We start from the raw sequence: 18,335 nt of genomic DNA, 5'->3' as shown, positions 1-18,335 counted from the left end.
CGGTCAATCCCGCGGCGGGATCGGCTTCCCGTGCGGGTCCTGACCGGTGCCCACGTCCTGGTCCAGGCTCGCCTGGATCCCCGGCGTCAGGTAGTGCTCGGCCCTGTGGGCCGGCGAGTGCACCCGACCGGGGTCCACCGCCAGGTGCTTCGCCAGGTAGGTCTCCCATAAACGGTGCCCGCGGACGACGTGCCGGGCAACTTCGATCCCCGCCTGAGTGGGCGCCAGCGCCCCCGCGCTCGACCGCACCAGCCCCCGCCGCCCCAGCACGAAGAGCGAAACCCGCCCCAGCCAACCGGAATGCGTCGCCTCCAGCACCTCGCGGACGGTCGGCGGGTGCGGGTTGGCGGCCGCGGCCTGCTGCTCCTGCCAGCGGTACAGCAGCCCCAGCACATCCTCCTGCGTGATCCGCAGGGCCAGCGCCAGCCGCCGCCATTGGCGCGGCAACCACCCGTGCCTGGGCGCGAAGACCACCGCGAGCACGAACAGCCCCAACGCCACCGTGCTGATCGACCCCGCGACCGAGGTGTTCAGCACCACCGACATCACGTACCCCAGCACCGCGCTGAGCGTCGCCACGACCGCGGAGATCACCAGCATCCGCGACAGCCGGTCGGTCAGCAGGTGCGCCGTCGCCCCCGGCGCCACCAGCATCGCCACTACCAGGATCGACCCCACCGCTTCAAACGACGCCACGCACGTAGCGGCGACACCGGTCATCAGGGCGTAGTGCACGACCGCCGCGTTGATCCCCATGGTCGTGGCCAGGTACGGATCGAACGAGACGATCTTGAGCTCCTTGAAGAACAGCGCGATCAGCAGCACCAGCACGCATAGCAGCCCGCTCAGGAACGCGAAGGACCGCGGCAGCTCGAGCCCAAGCACGCTCACCCTGTCGAAGGGCACCATCTCCAGCAGCCCGTACAGCACGCACCCGGGGTCCAGGTCCACCTTGTGCGCGTGGAAGGTGATCAGGATCACGCCCACGGCGAACAGCGCCGTGAACACGACACCCATGGCCGCGTCCTCGGGCACCTTCCCCCACCGCGAGAGCCCCGCCGACGTCACCGCCGTCGCCACCCCCACCACCAGCGCCCCCATCAGCATCGGCAGCGGCTCGCGGCTGTGCGTCACGATGAACGCCAGCGCCAGCCCCGGCAGGATCGCGTGCGAGATCGCGTCCCCCAGCAGCGACATCCGCCGCAGCACGAGGTAGCACCCCAGCAGCCCGCACGCGACCGACGACGCCGCGGCCGTAGCGACGATCCACACGTCCGTCGCCCGTACCTCGTACCCCGCGATGGTGAACAGCGCACTCACGCCGTGCCCCCCGCGTGGATCGGGTGCGGCGAACGCGGCACGCCGCCCGGCAGCCGCCCCATCGCGTGCAGCCGCTCCTCCAGGTGCGCCAGCACCTCCGGCGACAGCACGTGCTCGATCTGGTCGGCGTCGCGATCCACATGATCCGGCGCGATGTCCGCCTGCTGGATCAGGAATAGCTCCCACAACCGGTGCGCCCGCACCACCTTCGCTGCCTCCGCCTGCCCACCATCGGTCAGTCTGAACGCGCCCGCGCCAGCGCGCGCCACGAGTCCCCGCCGCACCATCCGCGGCAACGCCTCCGCGCTCACATCGAGCTGCGACGCGCTCCACTCAGTGCCAAGCTCGCCCAAGTCTTCGAGGTGCTCGTACACAGCCCTCAACAGGTTCTGCTCGGCGACCCGCCGCCGCAGCGACACCCGGCGCACAAGGTCCCCCACCAGCCCGCGCCGCGGCGCCAGCAGCAGCGATACCACGAAGATCGCCGTCGCCACCAGCGTGATCAGCGGACCCGTGGGCCAACCACGGCTGGGCACATCTTCCGGCACCGGAAGCGTCGCGCTCAGCGCGGTCCCTAGCACCCCCGAGACTCCGCCCAGCACCGCCGCGATCAGCAGCATCGTGCTCAGCCGATTGGTCCAGAACCGTGCCGCCACCGGCGGAATGACCAGCAGCGACACCATGAGCACCACCCCCACCGCCGGCAGCCCCACCACCGTGCACGTGCAGATGAGCCCCATCAGCAACAGGTCGAGCGTGAGCGTCGGCCAGCCCTGGCTTGCCGCGAAGTCGCGGTCAAAGCACAGCGCCTTGAACTCCTTGTAAAACAGCGCCGCCGTCCCCAGCACGGCCGCCGCCACGACCAGGATCAGGCGGGCGTCATCCCCCACCATGCTCGCGGCTTTGCCGTAGATGAAGCTGTCGATCCCCGCGCGGTTGCCGCCCGGCTGGTTCTGGATCATCCGTGACAGCACGATGCCGACGCCGAAGAACCCGCCGATAGCCAGCGCGATCGCCGCGTCCTCCTTGATCCGTGTCGCGCTCCGCACGAACGACACGAACGCCGCGGCCGCGACCCCAAAAACCAGGGCCCCCAGCATGAACGCCGCGAAGTTGCGGTCACCGACGGCAAAGTACGCGGCGCACACCCCCGGCAGCGCCGCGTGGGCGACCGCGTCCCCCACCAGCGACCGCCGCCGCAGCACCGCGAACGTGCCGATCACCGCCGATGCCACCCCCAGCACCGAGGTGCCCAGCAGCACCACGCGGGTGTTTGAATCCTGCAGGGTGAGTAATCGCAGCAGCTCGTCCATGCCTCGGCGCGTCTTACCGCGTCCGCCCCCCGCGCCGGATCGATTCCGCCGTCTCGTCCAGGATCGTCAGCCGTCCGCCGTAGGTGTTCTGCAGGTTCCGCGGCGTGAACGTCGTCTCAATCGGCCCCGCAGCCACCAGCCGCATGTTCAGCATCACCACGTGGTCGAAGTAGTCGGCCACGGTCTGGAGGTCGTGGTGCACCGCGACCACGGTCTTCCCCGCCGAGCGCAGCTCGCGCAGCACCTCCACGATCGCCCGCTCCGTCGCGGCGTCCACCCCCGCAAAAGGCTCATCCATGAAGTACAGGTCCGCCTCCTGCGCCAGCGCCCGCGCCAGGAACACACGCTGCTGCTGCCCGCCCGAGAGCTGGCTGATCTGCCGGTGCGCGAAGTCCGCCATCGCCACCTTTGAGAGGCTGTGCATCGCGACCTCGCGGTCGTGCCTGCCCGGCCGCTTGATCCACCCCAGCCGCCCGTACCGCCCCATGAGCACCACGTCGAGCGCACTCACCGGGAAGTCCCAGTCCACCGTCTCCCGTTGCGGCACGTAGCCGATGCGTGAGCGCACCTGCTTGAGCTTCTTGCCGAACACCTCGATTCGCCCGCTCGCGGTCGGCACCAGCCCCAGGATTGCCTTTAGGAGCGTGGACTTGCCCGCGCCGTTGGGTCCCACGATCGCGATCAGGCGCGCCGAGGGCAGCAGCACATCCACATCCCACAGCACCGGCTTGCGGTGGTACGCGACCGTGACGTCGTGCACCTCAACGCAGGGCGGCGTGTTCACCGCCGGCGGCGTGCCTACTGGCAGCAAATCGCCCGCACTCGAGACCGCCGACGCCGGAACTGGTGTGACGCCATCCACGTTCAACGCTTCCCCGCAGGTGGAGGGACCATCCCCGACAGCAGCAGCCCCGGCTTCTCCGCGGGTACGCTCCCACCGAGGGCCGCCGTCACCGTGTCCACATTGTGCACCACCATCCCGATGTACGTCCCCTCGGGCGTGCCCGCAGGGCCCATCGCGTCACTGAACAGCTCGCCCCCAACCTTCACCTGGTGACCGCGGGCGGCGCACCCCTCCACCAGCGCATCCACCGTCTTCCGCGGCACACTGCTCTCGATGAACACCGCCGGCACCTTCCGCGACACCAGCGTGTCCACCAGCCCGTTGATGTCCTGCAGGCTCGCCTCGCTGTCGGTGCTGATCCCCTGGATCGCCAACACCTCGATCCCGTAGGCCCTCCCGAAGTAGCCGAACGCGTCGTGAGCCGTGACCATCACGCGGCTGCCCTCAGGAATCGTCGCGATCGTCGTCTTCGCGTACTCGTGCAGCGCCGCGAGTTTCTCGAGGTACGCCGTGGCGTTCCTGGCGTACATGTCCCTGCCCGCCGCGTCCTTCGCGATCAGCGCATCCCGCGTCCGCTCCGCAGCCTTGCTCCACAGCGACACATCGAACCACACGTGCGGGTCGTAGTGCCCCTCGAACTCCGGCGGCGACCGCAGTTGCGACTCGTCCATCGATTCCGTCACGCGGACGACCGTCGTGTCCGACGCCATCTTCGTGATCACGTCCGCCATCCGCCCCTCCAGGTGCAGCCCGTTGTACAGAATGATGTCCGCGTCGGTCAGCAGCCGCACATCACCCGGCGAGGCCTTGTACAGGTGCGGGTCCACGCCCTCGCCCATGAGCGCCGTCACCTGCGCCCGACCCGCCCCGATGGTGCGTGCCACATCCGCGATCATGCCCGTGGTCGCGACGACCTTGGGCCCGCCGCTCGCGCCCGCCTTGGGCGCCACGGCCGCGGTGCTCGCGGTCTCCTTGCAGCCGCTCAAGGCCAGAGTCACGCACGCGAGCAGAACCATCAACACCGACGTCAGCCTCGACGAAACAGCAGCAAACATGGCCTGCATAATCAGTACCTCCACGCAATCCCGGCGAACACGCCGAAGTCCTCCGCCGCCTCCGTCAGCCCCACGCGGATGCCCGTGTCGAGTTGCAGGTCGTCCGTCACGGCGTACGTCAGCCCCGCGTCGAAGTACCCGCGGTAATCCTCATCGGCGTTCAAGTTGTAGAAACCCGCGTACTCAACGTACCCCGAGAGCTCGCCCACCAGCGGCCGCCCGATGGTGGCGGTATGCACGAAGTCCACCACGTACCCCTCGTCCGCCGCGTCGCGGATAAGGTCGAACTCGGCCATCAGACCCATCGAGAACTCGTTAGGCAGCGACATCCCGAACGGGATGATCAGCCCGCCCTCAACGTGATCGTTCCCAAGGCCATCGCTCGCGGTCGGGAACTTGACAAAGGGCATCAGCGCCAGCGCCGTGTCCCCGCCGTCGTTGCCCCACAGGTTTGCCTTGAGCCGAAGGACCGTGTCGCCGAACCCTTCCACCGTCTCCTCCGCGGCGCCATCCTCGGTGCGCACGCGCGTGTACGGGTCCAGCCCCAGGGCAAGGTCAATATCGTTCGTCAATCCAACCTTCAGCAGCATCGGCGCGACCGACACCGCCCGCGTTTCCACGCTGTCGGTGTCGTCGAAGGACAGGTCAACGAACGACAACTCCACTTGGAAGTGCCCCGCATCGACCGTGTACGGGCTTTCCGTCGTGTCCGGCCGGTCGGTGCTCAGCTCCCGCATCTGCTCCCGCGGCGTCGGGTTAAACAGGTGGTACCCGGACTTGTCCGCCGGCGACGCCCCGCCCGGCCCATCCCCTTGAAGCACGCCCGCGGCGACGGCGCCAGACGCGCACCCGGCCGCCACCGCCAACGCTAGCTGCAACTGCCCGGATGCCCGCATGCCGCTATCCTTTGACAAGCCAACTTCCAAAGTTTGAGTCGTCAAAGATTAGCCGCGCCGCCCCGTCCCCGTCAAGCCCCGCCCGCGTGAAGGACCCGCCCCGTGCCCAGCCAGCCGAGCCAGACCGTCGAGGACTACCTCAAGCAGATTCTGGCCCTCCAGGGGGAGGGTGAGGCAACCGTCGGCGACCTCGCCCGCCACCTCCGAGTCACCCCCGGCACCGTCACAACGATGATCAAACGCCTCGCCGAGCAGAAGCTCGTGACTTCCAAGCGTTACGGCGGCATCCGCCTCACGGCCAAGGGCGAGCGTCTCGCGCTGGCCGTCCTCCGCCGCCACCGCCTCATCGAAACTTTCCTGGTGCAGACCCTCGGCTTCGACTGGTCCGAGGTGCACGACGAGGCCGAGCGCCTCGAGCACGCCATGTCCGACCGCCTGCTCGACCGCATCGACGAGTTCCTGGGCCGCCCCGATGTGGACCCCCACGGCGACCCCATCCCCACCGCCAAAGGCGCCCTCGCCGACCGCCGCCTCATCCCCCTCGGCGCGTGCAGGCCCGGGATGCGCACCCGCATCGGCCGAATCCTCGACCAGGACGCAAGCTTCCTGCGCTTCGTCGAGGAGAGCGGCCTCAAGCCCGGCGAGCCCATCACCATCGAAAGCACCGACGCCAACGCCGACGCCCTCGTTGTGACGGCGCCGACCGGCCGACGCGTGACCCTCTCCACCCGCGCGGCTTCCAAAATCCTGGTCGAACGCTGAGCCTACCCAGCACACACCAATGAAAAACCGCGCCGCGGCCATCAAGCCGCGGCACGGCGCAAAGGGGGCTTCTGAGGCTTCACGTCATCTCAGCGGCAGTCGTAGCGGTCACGCTTGGTGACCCACTTCTCGCGGCGCACCTGCTTGACGTAGCCGCGGTTCTGGCCGCGGTCCCGGTCGTAGCAGCCGTCCCGGTAGCCGCGGCTGTCGCCATAGAACCCGACCGAGACCCGCGCCTTGGGCGCGCACGACTCGGTGCGGTACACCGTCACGTTGCTCTCGCAGCGGTCACGCCCGCCGCGGTACGTTCCAGCCGACGCGGGTGCCGCAGCGAGGCCGGTGGCGGCCACGGCGGCGAGTGCGAACAGGCCGAGCATCTTGCGGTTGCCGAACATATCCAACGTCCTTTCTTCGCCGGCGCGGAGCACGACCGCGGGCAGTCACGCGCTGCCTTCGAAGGTCATGGTTCCTGTTCCGGGCTTGCTTACCGGAGCGCCGTTCCGTGGCGTCCGTGTTCAGCATGCAAAACGAGGGTGGGCCGCACCTCTTGCGATGGAGAACTACCTACCGCGCTGAAATACCCCGGGGCCCCGGGACCCCGCCGGGAGTGCGCACCCGAGCGGTGCTTGTCAAATTCCGGGCTCGTTCCTCGACCCGCGAGATAAGCGTCCCTTCAGACGGATTAAGAGCGTCCCGCGGTGTTCGCTGGCCAGGTGTCCACATCCGTCGCGAACACCCGTGAAATCACACGGCGAAGACACTTGGTGACGGCATGAAAAACTACTTCAACGGTCACTCATTCCACCGGTCTGACCTGTGGAAAACGCGCACGCCGTGCGCCCCGTTGCCCCCCGCCCCCCCGACACGTATGTTCGGCCCGTTCATTCACGGATGTATGGGGAGGCAATCATGGCTACGGAAAGCAGCAGGAATCGAATCCAGAACCGCGACAGCGACTCTCGCCCCGGCGCCTACCTGCGGCGGGAGGACCGCGTGGTCCACGCACCCCGGAACCAGACGAAGATCACCTTCAAGTCGGCCCTCGAGGAGCTCACCGCCGCGCGCGCCAAGGTCCAGGCCCTCGAGTCCCGCCCCCGCGCCCGCTGCCGCGTGTCGCAGGTGCAGACCACCCTTGGCAGCATGATCACCAGCGCCGACGAGGTGCTCGGCCTGCTGCTGCGCCGCCCTGTCCGTGCCCTGGTCGGCACGCACCTCCCGGCACTCATTGCCGGACCCGAGCGCAAGCTCTTCGCGGAGCGTGCCAAAGCCCTCATGGAGGGCCCCGAGGGCGGCGAATGGGAGACCCGCATCATCGCCCCCGGCGCCCTCGTCGGCGTCCCGGTCGCGATCTCGATCGAACGCGGCCCGGAAGGGACCCTCAACTGGTACATCCGCGACCTGTCCGAGCTCCGCCAGGCCCAGGCACGGGTCATGCAGCTCGAGCAGATCGCCTCCACGCTCTAAGGCCGATAAGCCCACCAGATAGGGGAATCGGCTGCGCCAAGCACCACCGATAGGGTTGCAGACTTTGCCTGATCCTTTAGACTGGCCCGCGCGGGGTTCCCCCGCGCTACCAGCTCTTGGCGTGAAAGGATGGGCAATGAAGAAGTTTCGTGCGGCGGTGGGCATGCTCGGCATGCTCTCGGGTCTCGTCGTTTCCACTCCGGCCTTTGCCGCCGGCCCCGATGTCATCGTGGGCGACCTGCCCGACGTGGTGAACAACCTGGGCGTCGCCAACGGCCGCCGCATGTGGGGCGTCGGCACCACCTCCTGCAACCTCGGCGACCAGCCGCTGACGTGGATTGACTGCACCAACGCCAGCAATCCCGACTGCCGCAAGCACCCGGTCATCTCCCAGAACATGTACCGCCTGATGAACGGCCGCTTCGAGCAGGTCGGCCAGGCGTGGCTCAAGCACGGCTTCTGCGCCCTCCAGGGCACCGTCTGCTCTTCATGCACGCCGGGCGGAAACTGCGACGCCCTCTTCCCCGGCTGCTCGGACCCCTATTCCGCGAGCCTCAACGCCTCGCCGGGCGGCCTTGGGCCCAAGTCCGAGGTGAACCCCGTCACGGGCACGTTCCCCTACCCCTGGCTGAGCAACGGCAGCGGCGGCGCGAACTCCAACCAGAAGCTGCTCCAGGTGGCCACGACCGAGCTCGACGCAGGTCTCGCCGCGAACGCCCTCTGGTTCGTCTCGAGCATCTACATCCAGCCGGAAGACTCGCAGATGGGCAACGCCCTGAACAACCAGTCTTACCGGCGCGTCAACGTCGCCGCGGGCTCGTACAACATCTCGCTCCAGGACACCACACAGCGCACCAAGCCGGCGATCTACGCCTGGCGCGACCACGGCCTGGGTGTCAACGCCCCCGACCCCAACGTGTTCATCACCACGGTCGACGTCCCCGGCGACGGCCGCTTCATCATCGCCGCGAAGGCCACCAACGTCGGCGGCACCACCTGGCGTTACGAGTACGCGATCCAGAACTTCAACTCCGACCGCGCCGCCCAGGCCTTCCGCGTGCCCTACCCCTCGGGCACAACGGTTGTGGCCGGCAGCGTCGGATTCCACGACGTGGACTACCTCAACGGCGAGCCCTACAGCGGCACCAACTGGAACGGCTCCACCGCCAGCGGCACCGGTATTACCTGGAGCACCACCGAAACCTTCGCCCAGAACCCCAACGCCAACGCCCTCCGCTGGGACACCATCTACAACTACCGCTTCGATTGCAACCAGCCCCCCAGCGGCGGCGAGGCCACCCTCACGCTCTTCAAGCCCGGCACGCCGAGCTCAATGAGCGTCTCGACCATCGTGCCGAGTCCCGACGGCACCTTCCACCCGCTTAACGACACCTGCGCCGCGGCCACCAATGTCGGCGCCGGCACCACCACCTTCTCCAACGCCAACGCCAACACGGACGGCCTCGCCGAGCCCGGGCAGTGCGTCGTCAACAACTACACCCAGATCGGCGCCGACGTGTGGTTCCGCTATACCAGCGGCAGCTGCACCACCGGCCCCACCACCATCTCCACCTGCGGCTCCAACTTCGACACCAAGGTCTTCGTCTACCCCGGCACCAGCTGCCCGTCCGCACCGGGCACCGTCATCGCGTGCAGCGACGACAGCAACACCTGCGGGGCCAACTCGCTCCAGTCTTCGCTCACCTTCCAGCACGCCGCGAACACCAGCTACCTCATCCGCATCGGCGGTTACAACGGCGCGACCGGCAACGGCACGCTGACGATCACGCCCCCGAGCTGCGGCCCCGTGGCCCCCGCCAATGACACCTGCGCCGGCGCCCTCTTCCTCGCCGACGGCATCGCCGCAACCGGCTCCACCACGGCCGCCACTAACGACGGCACCGCCAGCTGCGGCAGCAGCAGCACCTCCGCCGACGTCTGGTTCGCGTACCGCCCCGTCACCTCGGGGGCGGTCAACGTCAACACCTGCGGCAGCGGCTTCGACACCGTCATGTCGGTCTTCACCGGCTCCTGCGGCAGCCTGACTCAGGTCGCCTGCAACGACGATAACGCCACCGGCGGCAACAACGCCTGCGGCGGCGGCCTCTCCTCCGGCATCAACGTCAACATGACGGGCGGAACCACCTACTACATCCGCGTCGCTGGCTATCAGGGTGCTGTCGGCAACTTCAATGTCCGCGCCATCGGCGGCGGCGGCACCATCCCCGCCCCCAATGACAGCTGCGCCGCCCGTCCGGGCGTCGGCCTGGGCGACACCGCCTTCAACAACACCAACTGCACCACCGACGGCCCCACCCACACTGGCTGCAACTACAACGGCAGCAACCAGATCACGCGTGACCTCTGGTTCAACTACCCCTCCACCTTCAACGGCCGCATCCGCGTGGACACCTGCAGCGCCTCCACCGCGTTCAATACCAAGATCGCGGTCTACAACGGCGGCGGCTGCGCCGACTTCGAGTCGCGCCTCCTGGGCTGCAACGACGACGGAGCCTGCGGCAGCGGCCGCTCCAGCGTCGAGGTCGACGTGGTCGCCGGCCAGAACTACACCATCCGAGTGGGCAGCTTCAACAACGCCCAGGGCGCGGGCGTCCTGACCATTACCGACATCACCGGCCCCACCTGCGGCGACCAGGACTTCAACGGCGACGGCGACTTCGGCACCGACGCCGACATCGAGGCGTTCTTTGCCTGCCTTGGGGGCAACTGCTGCGCCTCGTGCTTCGCTGGCGGCGCCGACTTCAACGGCGACGGCGACATCGGCACCGACGCCGACATCGAGTCCTTCTTCCGTGTCCTTGGCGGCGGCGCCTGCTGAGCCCCGCGACAACCTGAGTGCATGAAAAAGCCCCGGGCACCCGCCCGGGGCTTTTCGTTTTTCTCCCGCCCGCCACTTACCGCAGCGGCTGGACCGGGCCGCGGTCGGCGCCCTCGGGCTGCCGCGCCGGCGGCTCCTCGAACCGCACGTTCTCCAGCCGCAACTGCCGGATGAGCCGCTCGGTCAGGTCATCCGCCCGCGGCGACCGCGCCATCGGCCGGGCAAGGATCTCCTGCAGCGCCCCCGCCACGTTCTGAGACTTGATCGTCACGTCCCCCGTTCGCGACGAAACCACGTGCGTGTACCCCATCCGCCCCGATACCTCGTCCACGGCCTCCAGCGTCAGCCGGTACGCCTCCCGCACCTGGTTGGCGTTGTACTCCTCGATCCGCGTCAATCCTTCCTGGCGTGCGCGCTGGAACGCCTCCTGCTTCGTGTCAAACTCGCGCCCCAGCGCCTCCAGCTCAGGCGAGCCCTGCGCGAGCTTCGACCCCCGCTCCTCGATTGCCGCCAACTCATCGGCCATCGGCCGCAGCTTGTCGTTCTCCTGTTTCAGGTACGCTTCCTGCGCGGGCCGGTATCGGTCGCTGGCGAGCATCCGCTCAACGATGCCCAGCACATCCACGGTGGCGATCCGGGCCGCGGGGGGCTGCGGCGGGCGCGAATCCTGCGCCTGGCTCCAGGCCGACACACCCCCGGCAATCCCCACCCCGGCCACGAGCGCAAGGATGGTGCGATTCATCTGACGCATGGTCGAACTCCTTGTTTCCTTGGTGTTTCCGGGGGCCGTGCGGCCCGCGCCGGAGAATCCTTCGTGCATGCTCGGCCGGCACTCCGGCTCAGCGTTCCACGCACAGGTGATTGTAGAACACCGCCTGCCCGTGCTAGTCTCCCCGGCCCAACACCGCCGGGCACCTCTCATTGCCCACGCGGCCTCCCGGGAACAGGCTCATCTCCCCTCAAACGAGGCTTCAATGCGCGACCCCCGACTCGACAAGCTGGCCGATGTGCTCGTGAACTTCTCCACCAAGGTCAAGCCCGGCGACCTCGTCGCCATCGCCGCCGAGCCCATCGCCATGCCCCTCACCGAGGCCGTGGCCGAGAAGGTTCTCAAGGCCGGCGGCAACCCCTTCTGGCTACCGCGCAGCGAGCAGCTCACCGAGGTCCTCCTCACGCACGGCAGCGACGACCAGATCCGCTACTGCTCGCCGCTCATGGTCGAGACCTACAAGACCATCGACGTCCAGATCAGCTTCTGGACTCAGCTCAACACCAAGTACCTCGGCAAGGTTGACCCGCAGAAGGCCGCGCTGCTCCAGCAGGCCCGCCGCCCCTGGTTCAAGGAGTTCATGAACCGCAGCGCGCGGAAGGAGTTCCGCTGGGTCGGCACGGCGTTCCCCACCAACGCCAGCGCCCAGGACGCGGACATGAGCCTCACGCAGTACGAGAACTTCGTGTTCGAGGCCTGCTACCTCCACCTGCCCGACCCGGTCGCCAAGTGGAAGAGCATCTACGAGACGCAGGAGCGCGTCCGCGAGTACCTGCAGAAGAAGAAGGTCGTCCGCTTCCGCGTGCCCGGTGTCAGCGGCCCCGGCGGGCACGACGGCACCGACCTGACCGTGAATGTCGATGGGTCAACGTGGATCAACTGCTTCGGCGAGAGCAACTTCCCCGACGGCGAGGTCTTCGCCGGCCCCAAGGGCGTGGACGGGCACGTCAACTACACCTACCCCGCCCTGTACAACGGGAGAGAGGTCGAGGGCGTGCGCCTGGTCTTCAAGGGCGGGCGTGTCGTCGACGCCTCCGCGAAGAAGAACGAGGCGTTCCTCATCAAGATGCTGGACCAGGATGCGGGCGCCCGCGTGCTCGGCGAGATCGCCATCGGCACCAACTACGCCATCAAGGACCACACCAAGAACATCCTGTTCGACGAGAAGATCGGCGGCACCTTCCACGCCGCGGTTGGCGCGGGGTACCCCGAGAGCGGCAACTCCAACGAGTCGGGCCTGCACTGGGACATGATCTGCGACCTCCGCAAGGGCGGCACCATCGAGGCCGACGGCGAGGTCTTCCACAAGGACGGCCTGTTCCTCAAGGAAGGCTGGCCCCGCCCCTAGCTCAAGAGTCGGTCCAGCAGCCCCGCGCTCGCAGTCGTCAGCATCTCGTACACCCGCTCGAACCCGTCGCCCTCGCCGTAGTACGGGTCGGGCACGTCGAGGCGGTTTTCGGGCATACCCGCGAGCGCCGGGTCGAAGGCGCGCATCAGGTGCACCCGCTCCCGCGGCGCCCCCTCCGCGATCAGGTCCTCGCGGTTCTGCCGGTCCATCGCGATCAGCCACTCGAACTTCAGGAAGTCGCTCGTGGGGTCCAGCTGTCTCGCCTTGTGCACGAGGTTCAGCCCGTGCCGACGCGCCACCTCCACGCTCCGCCCGTCCGCGCCCTTGCCCACGTGCCACGGCCCGGTCCCGCACGAATCGATGACAAACCGGTCCAGCACGCCCCGCGCTCGCGCCTGCTCCGTGAGGATCACCTTCGCCAGCGGCGAGCGGCAGATGTTCCCCAGGCACACGAACAGCACCGGGATGGACGATTCACCGCTCATGCAGTCACTGCGCTCGTCCGCGGCGCCAATGGCCCTGAGCACGCCCTGCTCCACGCAGCGAGCACCTCTTCCACCAGCCCTCGGGGCGGCGCGTTCACCGAGTGCTCGATGAGCGCCGCCCGCGCATACCGCAGCCGCCGCTGCCCGTCCTCCGCCAGCGCGAACACCCGCTTGGCGAGGGCCGCGTGATCGTTCGAGGGCGACAGGCACACCTGCGCTCCCTCTGGCAGCAGCCCCTGCGCCCACGGGGTGGCGCTCATCACGATGGGAAGCCCCATCGCCGCCGCCCGCGCCACCGCCAGCTTGCTCGGCAGCGCCGGCTCCTCGGCCATCTCGTGCTCTGTCGGTGCAACCGGGATGCACACGCCAAGGTCGCACCCCGGCGCGATCAGCGACATCGGCCCGTCGATCAGCCGCAGGTCCCCCAGGTACCCGCCCGCGCCCACGTGCCGCAGCGCCCGCTCCAACTGGTACGCGCCCCGCGGCACCACCGGCACCACCCGCACCCCGCCCACGTGCAGAATCCCCGCCATGTACGCCAGCGTGATCGCGTCGCACGCCGCGGGTGGATCGCCGATGAGCGCGCACAGCAGCTCGCCCGGCCCCACGTTGAACGCCTCTCGCACCGCCTCCCGGTCCCGCTGCGTCAGCGCGTGCGGCACCGGCAGCCAGGGCGTCAGCGCCTGCGTCAGCGGCTCGCGCGTGTGCTCCGAATCCCGCACCTCCAGCACGCCCGCGTGCAGGTCCGCCACCATCCACACAGGCCCGCGCATCTCCCGCCCTGCGCCTGCCTCGGGCCCACCCGCGACAACGCGGTCGCGCAGCGCGGCGAAGTCCCCGCCCCAGCACATCACGACCTGCGGCGTCCCCCACTCCCGCAGCAGGTTCCGATACCCCGTAAGGGCCAGCTCGGGCCTTGAAAACGGCGGCGCCAGACGCGCGTGCGTCTCCAGCCCCATGGCCGCGCTCCGCTCGCCCGCCTCGTTCCCGCCGACCACGCACACGCGGTGCTCGAGTTCCGGCGACGCCGCGATGCACTCGCGGCACGCCCACACCGCCGCGTCGCACCCGCGCACGTCGCGCCGGAAACCCTGTGACCAGCGGCGCGGGCGCAGCGTCAGGCTGGGCCGCACCACCCGCCCACCCGGCAGCACCAGGTGCAGGATCGATGGGCCCGCGCTCGCGCCCCTCAGGTTCTCAGCATCAGCGGCCATCCACAGCCATCGTAGGAGCGGGCCGCTCAGTTCCCCTGCCGGATGCTCTCCCGAGCCTCCGAATCAAAGAACACCCGCGCGATCTCCAGCCCCGTGCGGTCCGCCAGCTCGTTAAGCGCGTTGATCTGCTCGGTCCCCGTCTTGGGCACCGTCCCGCTCGCGAGCTTCAGCCGCACGTCCACCGGGTGCCCCTCCTTCTTATCGAGCGGGAACACGCGCTTGGCCAGCTTCGCGTCGATCACCTTCACGTGCGCCCGCGCCTCGGGCGAGAAGGTCTGGCCGTCGGTGCTCAGCACGAACGTGTCCATGGTGACGTAGATCACCACATCTGCCTGCACCTGCCGACCGAGCGTGGTGATGTCCAACGGCTCGCCCGAGGTCTCGCGCATCGCGGCCTGCATGGCCGCGGTGGTGTCGATCACGTTCGTGAGCACGCCCTCCTTGAGCAGCGTGTCCTGCGCCACCTTGGCGATCTGCGTCCGCAGCGACCGGCGGGCCAGCACGTTCGCCCGGTCGTCCACGAAGATCACCGTCGCCCGGTCCTTCTCCAGCTCGTGCGCCGCTGGCTTCTTCTCCGGCCCGTGCACCAGCAGGTACCCCGCGGCCACGTAGTTGCAGCCCTGCAGCGCCCCCGCTACCACCAACAACGCCAGCATCAGCACCATGCGCACGCGATCACTCCTGCACGCCCGCCGCCGGGCCCCGAGAGCAAACCACACTCAATACTTCGGCTCGTACGGCTCCTCGTGGTCGTAGAAGTGCCACGCCGTCCGCTCCACGAAGCGCCGCGCGAGCTCGGTCATCACCGCGCTCATCGACACCTGCTCGGGCCCGTAACCCTTTCCGTCGGGGTACCGCACCGTGATGGGCTTCTGGTACACGTACTCGTCGGGAGTGGTCGAATCGACCGCCACCACCGCCACCGTGCCCGACGCAACGCCGTCCCACTCGTACTGGTTGCCCGGCTCCCGCAGGCGGAACTCCGACAGTTCCACAAACACAATGCGCTCGACCCCGCCCAGCCCCTTGGCGATCTCCGTCATCGGCTTGCTCGGCCACGCTGGGTTGTCGTAGAGGTACGTCAGCACCTCCTTTGCCGGCACGTAGCCGCTGGGGTTGGGCCGGATAGCCGACTGCGACAGCCGCTTGGTCAGGTTCGTCGTCACATAGTCGACAAGGTCCGGGTGATCGCTCTGGATGAACCGGTCCGCCGCGACCACCACCGCGATTGTCTTGCCCTCCAGCCCCGTGAAGTCGGCCTTGACGAGGTGCGTGCTGTGCCGCCGCCTGTTCGCCTCCGCTGCCGCCACGGCCTGGCACGATGGCAGCACCGCCGCGCACACACCCAGCATCAGCAGCAGAACGATCGCACGCATACGCAGTTCCTTCGCCCTTGTGGCGCCTTCGTGGCTTTCCCGCCGTCGGCGGCGCGAGTGTCCAGTACGCACGCGGCCTGCGGGAAGCCTCAGCACCGCCCCACTTTCGCGTCCCGCGCGTGGGCTGTCAGCTCTCCCAGACCACCCACTTGTAGGCCCAGGACGCCGCCGCGATGCCCAGCAGCACCCACAGCATCCTGGGCGCCAGCAGCCGACCGCACAGCCGCCCCAGCAGCGACCCCGTTGCCGCCACGTACAAGGCTACCCAGAACCCCGCCGCGGTGCCAACCGCGAGCAGGAACCCCATCGGCTGTGTCTTGAACGACTGCCACAGGCTCAGGTGCGCCGCGTGCGCGAACGCCGTGGTCATGCCGCAGGTGGGGCACGGCGCCCCATAGCTGACCGCCCAGCCGCACGAGGGCATCCCCAGCTGCGTGTGCGTCCCCGATCCCTCGCCCGCGGGCGTCAGCCCCGCCGCGATCACCAGCACCGCCAGGCACGCCGCGGCCACCAAGCTCGCCACCACACGCTCGCCGCCGCTCGCGCGATTGGCCCGGCTCGCGGGCAGGGGCTGGGCCTGTGCGGGCGCGTGCGTCACGTGCGGCTTAGTCGAACTTGAACACACCCTTGCGGTACCCGTACAGGTACGCCACCACGGTAGTGAACAGGAAGAACAGGATGCGGCACAGCCAGATCAGCCCCATGTCCGTCTGGGGCGCCAGGTTCGGGAACGTCGATGCCCACGGGTACAGGAAGATGATCTCGACGTCGAACACCAGGAACACCATCGCGATCAGGTAGAACCGCACATTGAACCGCTTGCGGGCAGTGCCGATCGGGTTCATGCCCGACTCGTACGTCTGCCCCTTGATCCGCCCCTCCCGGCGCGGCCCGATGATCGCGCTCGCCACGATGTTCAGCACCGCGAAGCTGATCGCCATCAGAATGATGATGAACACCGGCAGGTACGACGAAAGCTCGGTCTGGGCGGCAAGCGTCAGGCTCATGGGGAGACGATCATACCGCCCCTAACCGACCCCGGGACTAGATCCACGACGCCGGGACTGAGGCCGCTCGGGGCCGGAGTCCCGGGTTGGCGGCGACCCATCGTCACTCGGCATGCCGCCCCCGCCGTGCGAACCCTGTCACTCCCTGTCGCTTGCCCACGCAGTTTGCACCCCCCGCCACCGCCCTGTAGTTTCAGCCCCGCGCCCGGGAATTGCGCCGGGCAACAAGGGGGCACACCCATGGGCCTGATCCGAGAGTTCCGAGAGTTTGCGATGCGAGGCAACGTCGTTGACCTCGCCGTTGGGGTCATTATCGGCGCCGCCTTCGGCAACATCGTCAACTCGCTGGTCAAAGACATCTTGATGCCGCCCATCGGCTTCCTCACCGGCGGGGTGGACTTCAAGGACAAGAAGTTCGTCCTGAAGGAAGCGATCATGGAGGGCGAAAAGGTGATTACGCCTGAGGTCGCGGTCACCTACGGCGTCTTCATTAACACCCTCATCAACTTCCTCATCGTCGCCTTCTGCATCTTCATGGTCATCAAGGCCATGAACCGCGCGTTCCCCAAGCCCCCGCCGCCGCCCCCCCCGGGCCCGACGAAGGAGCAGATCCTGCTGACCGAAATCCGCGACGCCCTCCGGGCCCGCTGATCTCAACGTGTTGTCCTGTCCTCAGGTGGTCTCGTGAGGTTTACGAGAAGGAGTGGTGGTATGCGCCGATTGTCTTGTGCGGCCCTCATCGCGGCCGCGGGTTTCGCAGTTCAAGCCCTCGCGTCCGACGGCTTGCTGCCGCTCAACCCCGGCCTTGCCGGCGCGGCCACGACCGCCGCGGTCTCGACCGAGCTCACCCTCGGCAGCAACACCGTCGAGCTCTTCACCACCAACCAGCCCACGGCCTCCGCCCCCGCCCCCGACCAGGACAAGCTCGAGCCGCCCAAGCAGGAGTCGCGCTGGCCCTTCTTCAGCGGCTGGACCGGCGGCGTCGAGGTCGGCGTCAACGGCTCCGAGGGCAACTCGCAGAACCTCAACGTCCACGCCGGCGTCAACGCCCAGCGCAAGACTGAGCGCTACGACACCAAGGCCAGCCTCATGTACCTGCGGGCCACCGCCGACAACGAAGTGACCAAGAACCGGTTCGAGGCCAACGCACAGAACGACTGGATCTTCGCGAAGGGCTCGCGCTGGCGCTACTTCCTCAAGGGCACCTACGAGTACGACGACTTCCAGGATTGGCAGCACCGCGTCACGATCACCAACGGTATCGGTTACGCCTTCATCGAGAACCAGAGGACCACCCTCATCGGGCGCGCCGGTGTGGGTGTGCGCCGCGACTTCGGCGGCGAGGACAATCGCTGGCACCCGGAAGGTCTGCTCGGCGCCGACCTCTCCCACAAGCTGACCGAGCGCCAGCAGCTCACGGCCTCCGTCGAGCTCTACCCCGACTTCCTCGACCTTAACCACTACCGCGCCAAGGCCAAGGTGGGCTGGGAAATCCTCGTGGACCCCGAGACCAAGATGAGCCTCAAGATCGGCATCGAGAACCGCTACGACAGCAACCCGGGTGGCGACAAGAAGCGCAACGACCTGGACTACTTCGCCCTGCTCGTGTGGTCCTTCTAAGCGTTATCCGCTCCAGCCGGCGA

19 protein-coding genes are annotated in these 18,335 nt (G+C 68.3%); 6 read left to right on the top strand and 13 right to left on the bottom strand.

Translation table 11 applies throughout. The features are described from left to right. Window positions 1–3: 3 nt before the first annotated feature. The 5 genes from VD997_04900 to VD997_04880 all read right to left on the bottom strand — a co-directional run bounded on the left by VD997_04900 (window position 4) and on the right by VD997_04880 (window position 5,428). Complete coding sequence (locus VD997_04900; protein ID HYE61314.1) at window positions 4–1,320, bottom strand: metal ABC transporter permease; 1,317 nt, start codon at window positions 1,318–1,320, stop codon at window positions 4–6. Further along, window positions 1,317–2,633, bottom strand: coding sequence for an iron chelate uptake ABC transporter family permease subunit (locus VD997_04895; GenBank protein HYE61313.1), 1,317 nt, complete (start codon window positions 2,631–2,633; stop codon window positions 1,317–1,319). Before VD997_04895 ends, VD997_04900 begins: the two co-directional genes overlap by 4 nt. Window positions 2,634–2,646: 13 nt before the next feature. Continuing rightward, on the bottom strand, window positions 2,647–3,417 hold the full coding sequence (locus VD997_04890; protein ID HYE61312.1) for a metal ABC transporter ATP-binding protein: 771 nt from the start codon (window positions 3,415–3,417) through the stop codon (window positions 2,647–2,649). Between the two features lie 80 nt (window positions 3,418–3,497). Continuing rightward, window positions 3,498–4,475, bottom strand: coding sequence for a zinc ABC transporter substrate-binding protein (locus VD997_04885; protein ID HYE61311.1), 978 nt, complete (start codon window positions 4,473–4,475; stop codon window positions 3,498–3,500). 68 nt (window positions 4,476–4,543) lie between these two features. After that, complete coding sequence (locus VD997_04880) at window positions 4,544–5,428, bottom strand: transporter (protein ID HYE61310.1); 885 nt, start codon at window positions 5,426–5,428, stop codon at window positions 4,544–4,546. 102 nt (window positions 5,429–5,530) lie between these two features. Here VD997_04880 and VD997_04875 point away from each other — a divergent pair, with 102 nt between their 5' ends. Then, window positions 5,531–6,190 carry a metal-dependent transcriptional regulator gene (locus VD997_04875; GenBank protein HYE61309.1) on the top strand — a complete coding sequence of 220 codons (660 nt, stop codon included), beginning with the start codon at window positions 5,531–5,533 and terminating at the stop codon, window positions 6,188–6,190. A gap of 89 nt (window positions 6,191–6,279) precedes the next feature. Here the strand turns inward: VD997_04875 and VD997_04870 are convergent, their stop codons facing one another. After that, window positions 6,280–6,585, bottom strand: a complete 306-nt coding sequence (locus VD997_04870; GenBank protein ID HYE61308.1) for a hypothetical protein — start codon at window positions 6,583–6,585, stop codon at window positions 6,280–6,282. Window positions 6,586–7,099: 514 nt separating this feature from the next. Here VD997_04870 and VD997_04865 point away from each other — a divergent pair. Beyond that, window positions 7,100–7,654: a hypothetical protein gene (locus tag VD997_04865; GenBank protein ID HYE61307.1), complete on the top strand. Its 555-nt coding sequence runs from the start codon at window positions 7,100–7,102 to the stop codon at window positions 7,652–7,654. Window positions 7,655–7,790: 136 nt separating this feature from the next. Further along, window positions 7,791–10,493: a hypothetical protein gene (locus tag VD997_04860; protein ID HYE61306.1), complete on the top strand. Its 2,703-nt coding sequence runs from the start codon at window positions 7,791–7,793 to the stop codon at window positions 10,491–10,493. Between the two features lie 76 nt (window positions 10,494–10,569). On the opposite strand, the gene VD997_04855 is transcribed toward VD997_04860, so the two are convergent. Next, a complete protein-coding gene (locus VD997_04855) occupies window positions 10,570–11,244 on the bottom strand; it encodes a hypothetical protein (GenBank protein ID HYE61305.1) in 675 nt (224 codons plus the stop codon). A gap of 223 nt (window positions 11,245–11,467) precedes the next feature. Between VD997_04855 and VD997_04850 the strand changes: the two genes are divergently transcribed. Further along, complete coding sequence (locus tag VD997_04850) at window positions 11,468–12,610, top strand: aminopeptidase (protein HYE61304.1); 1,143 nt, start codon at window positions 11,468–11,470, stop codon at window positions 12,608–12,610. Here VD997_04850 and VD997_04845 read toward each other — a convergent pair. From VD997_04845 to ndhC, 6 genes are all read right to left on the bottom strand, one after another. Continuing rightward, window positions 12,607–13,095, bottom strand: a complete 489-nt coding sequence (locus VD997_04845; GenBank protein HYE61303.1) for a low molecular weight protein-tyrosine-phosphatase — start codon at window positions 13,093–13,095, stop codon at window positions 12,607–12,609. The two genes, VD997_04850 and VD997_04845, sit on opposite strands and share 4 nt — an antisense overlap. Further along, window positions 13,092–14,309, bottom strand: coding sequence for a hypothetical protein (locus tag VD997_04840; GenBank protein HYE61302.1), 1,218 nt, complete (start codon window positions 14,307–14,309; stop codon window positions 13,092–13,094). The genes VD997_04845 and VD997_04840 overlap by 4 nt, the downstream gene beginning before the upstream one ends. 26 nt (window positions 14,310–14,335) lie before the next feature. Continuing rightward, window positions 14,336–14,980: a hypothetical protein gene (locus tag VD997_04835; protein ID HYE61301.1), complete on the bottom strand. Its 645-nt coding sequence runs from the start codon at window positions 14,978–14,980 to the stop codon at window positions 14,336–14,338. Window positions 14,981–15,028: 48 nt separating this feature from the next. Beyond that, on the bottom strand, window positions 15,029–15,685 hold the full coding sequence (locus VD997_04830) for a hypothetical protein (protein HYE61300.1): 657 nt from the start codon (window positions 15,683–15,685) through the stop codon (window positions 15,029–15,031). A gap of 127 nt (window positions 15,686–15,812) precedes the next feature. Further along, the gene (locus VD997_04825) at window positions 15,813–16,283 is read right to left on the bottom strand and encodes a DUF2752 domain-containing protein (GenBank protein HYE61299.1); all 471 of its coding nucleotides are present in this window, start codon (window positions 16,281–16,283) and stop codon (window positions 15,813–15,815) included. A 7-nt stretch (window positions 16,284–16,290) separates the two neighbouring features. Next, complete coding sequence (ndhC, locus tag VD997_04820) at window positions 16,291–16,692, bottom strand: NADH-quinone oxidoreductase subunit A (protein ID HYE61298.1); 402 nt, start codon at window positions 16,690–16,692, stop codon at window positions 16,291–16,293. 240 nt (window positions 16,693–16,932) lie between these two features. Here ndhC and mscL point away from each other — a divergent pair, with 240 nt between their 5' ends. Then, entirely contained in the window at window positions 16,933–17,343 is a 411-nt protein-coding gene (mscL, locus tag VD997_04815; protein ID HYE61297.1) for a large-conductance mechanosensitive channel protein MscL, read from the top strand. A gap of 60 nt (window positions 17,344–17,403) precedes the next feature. Continuing rightward, a complete protein-coding gene (locus VD997_04810) occupies window positions 17,404–18,312 on the top strand; it encodes a DUF481 domain-containing protein (GenBank protein ID HYE61296.1) in 909 nt (302 codons plus the stop codon). Window positions 18,313–18,335 lie beyond the last annotated feature (23 nt).

The organism is Phycisphaerales bacterium (assembly GCA_035627955.1).
Classification (GTDB): domain Bacteria; phylum Planctomycetota; class Phycisphaerae; order Phycisphaerales; family UBA1924; genus JAEYTB01.
This window is presented reverse-complemented; position numbering and strand designations above follow the sequence as displayed.

Bases quoted from the DNA above. Each gene is read 5' to 3' on its own strand.
- VD997_04845 (HYE61303.1), bottom strand. From the start codon at position 13,095: ATGAGCGGTGAATCGTCCATCCCGGTGCTGTTCGTGTGCCTGGGGAAC.
- mscL (HYE61297.1), top strand. From the start codon at position 16,933: ATGGGCCTGATCCGAGAGTTCCGAGAGTTTGCGATGCGAGGCAACGTC.
- VD997_04870 (HYE61308.1), bottom strand. From the start codon at position 6,585: ATGTTCGGCAACCGCAAGATGCTCGGCCTGTTCGCACTCGCCGCCGTG.
- VD997_04850 (HYE61304.1), top strand. From the start codon at position 11,468: ATGCGCGACCCCCGACTCGACAAGCTGGCCGATGTGCTCGTGAACTTC.
- VD997_04895 (HYE61313.1), bottom strand. From the start codon at position 2,633: ATGGACGAGCTGCTGCGATTACTCACCCTGCAGGATTCAAACACCCGC.
- ndhC (HYE61298.1), bottom strand. From the start codon at position 16,692: ATGAGCCTGACGCTTGCCGCCCAGACCGAGCTTTCGTCGTACCTGCCG.
- VD997_04830 (HYE61300.1), bottom strand. From the start codon at position 15,685: ATGCGTGCGATCGTTCTGCTGCTGATGCTGGGTGTGTGCGCGGCGGTG.
- VD997_04880 (HYE61310.1), bottom strand. From the start codon at position 5,428: ATGCGGGCATCCGGGCAGTTGCAGCTAGCGTTGGCGGTGGCGGCCGGG.
- VD997_04840 (HYE61302.1), bottom strand. From the start codon at position 14,309: ATGGCCGCTGATGCTGAGAACCTGAGGGGCGCGAGCGCGGGCCCATCG.
- VD997_04865 (HYE61307.1), top strand. From the start codon at position 7,100: ATGGCTACGGAAAGCAGCAGGAATCGAATCCAGAACCGCGACAGCGAC.
- VD997_04855 (HYE61305.1), bottom strand. From the start codon at position 11,244: ATGCGTCAGATGAATCGCACCATCCTTGCGCTCGTGGCCGGGGTGGGG.
- VD997_04810 (HYE61296.1), top strand. From the start codon at position 17,404: ATGCGCCGATTGTCTTGTGCGGCCCTCATCGCGGCCGCGGGTTTCGCA.
- VD997_04860 (HYE61306.1), top strand. From the start codon at position 7,791: ATGAAGAAGTTTCGTGCGGCGGTGGGCATGCTCGGCATGCTCTCGGGT.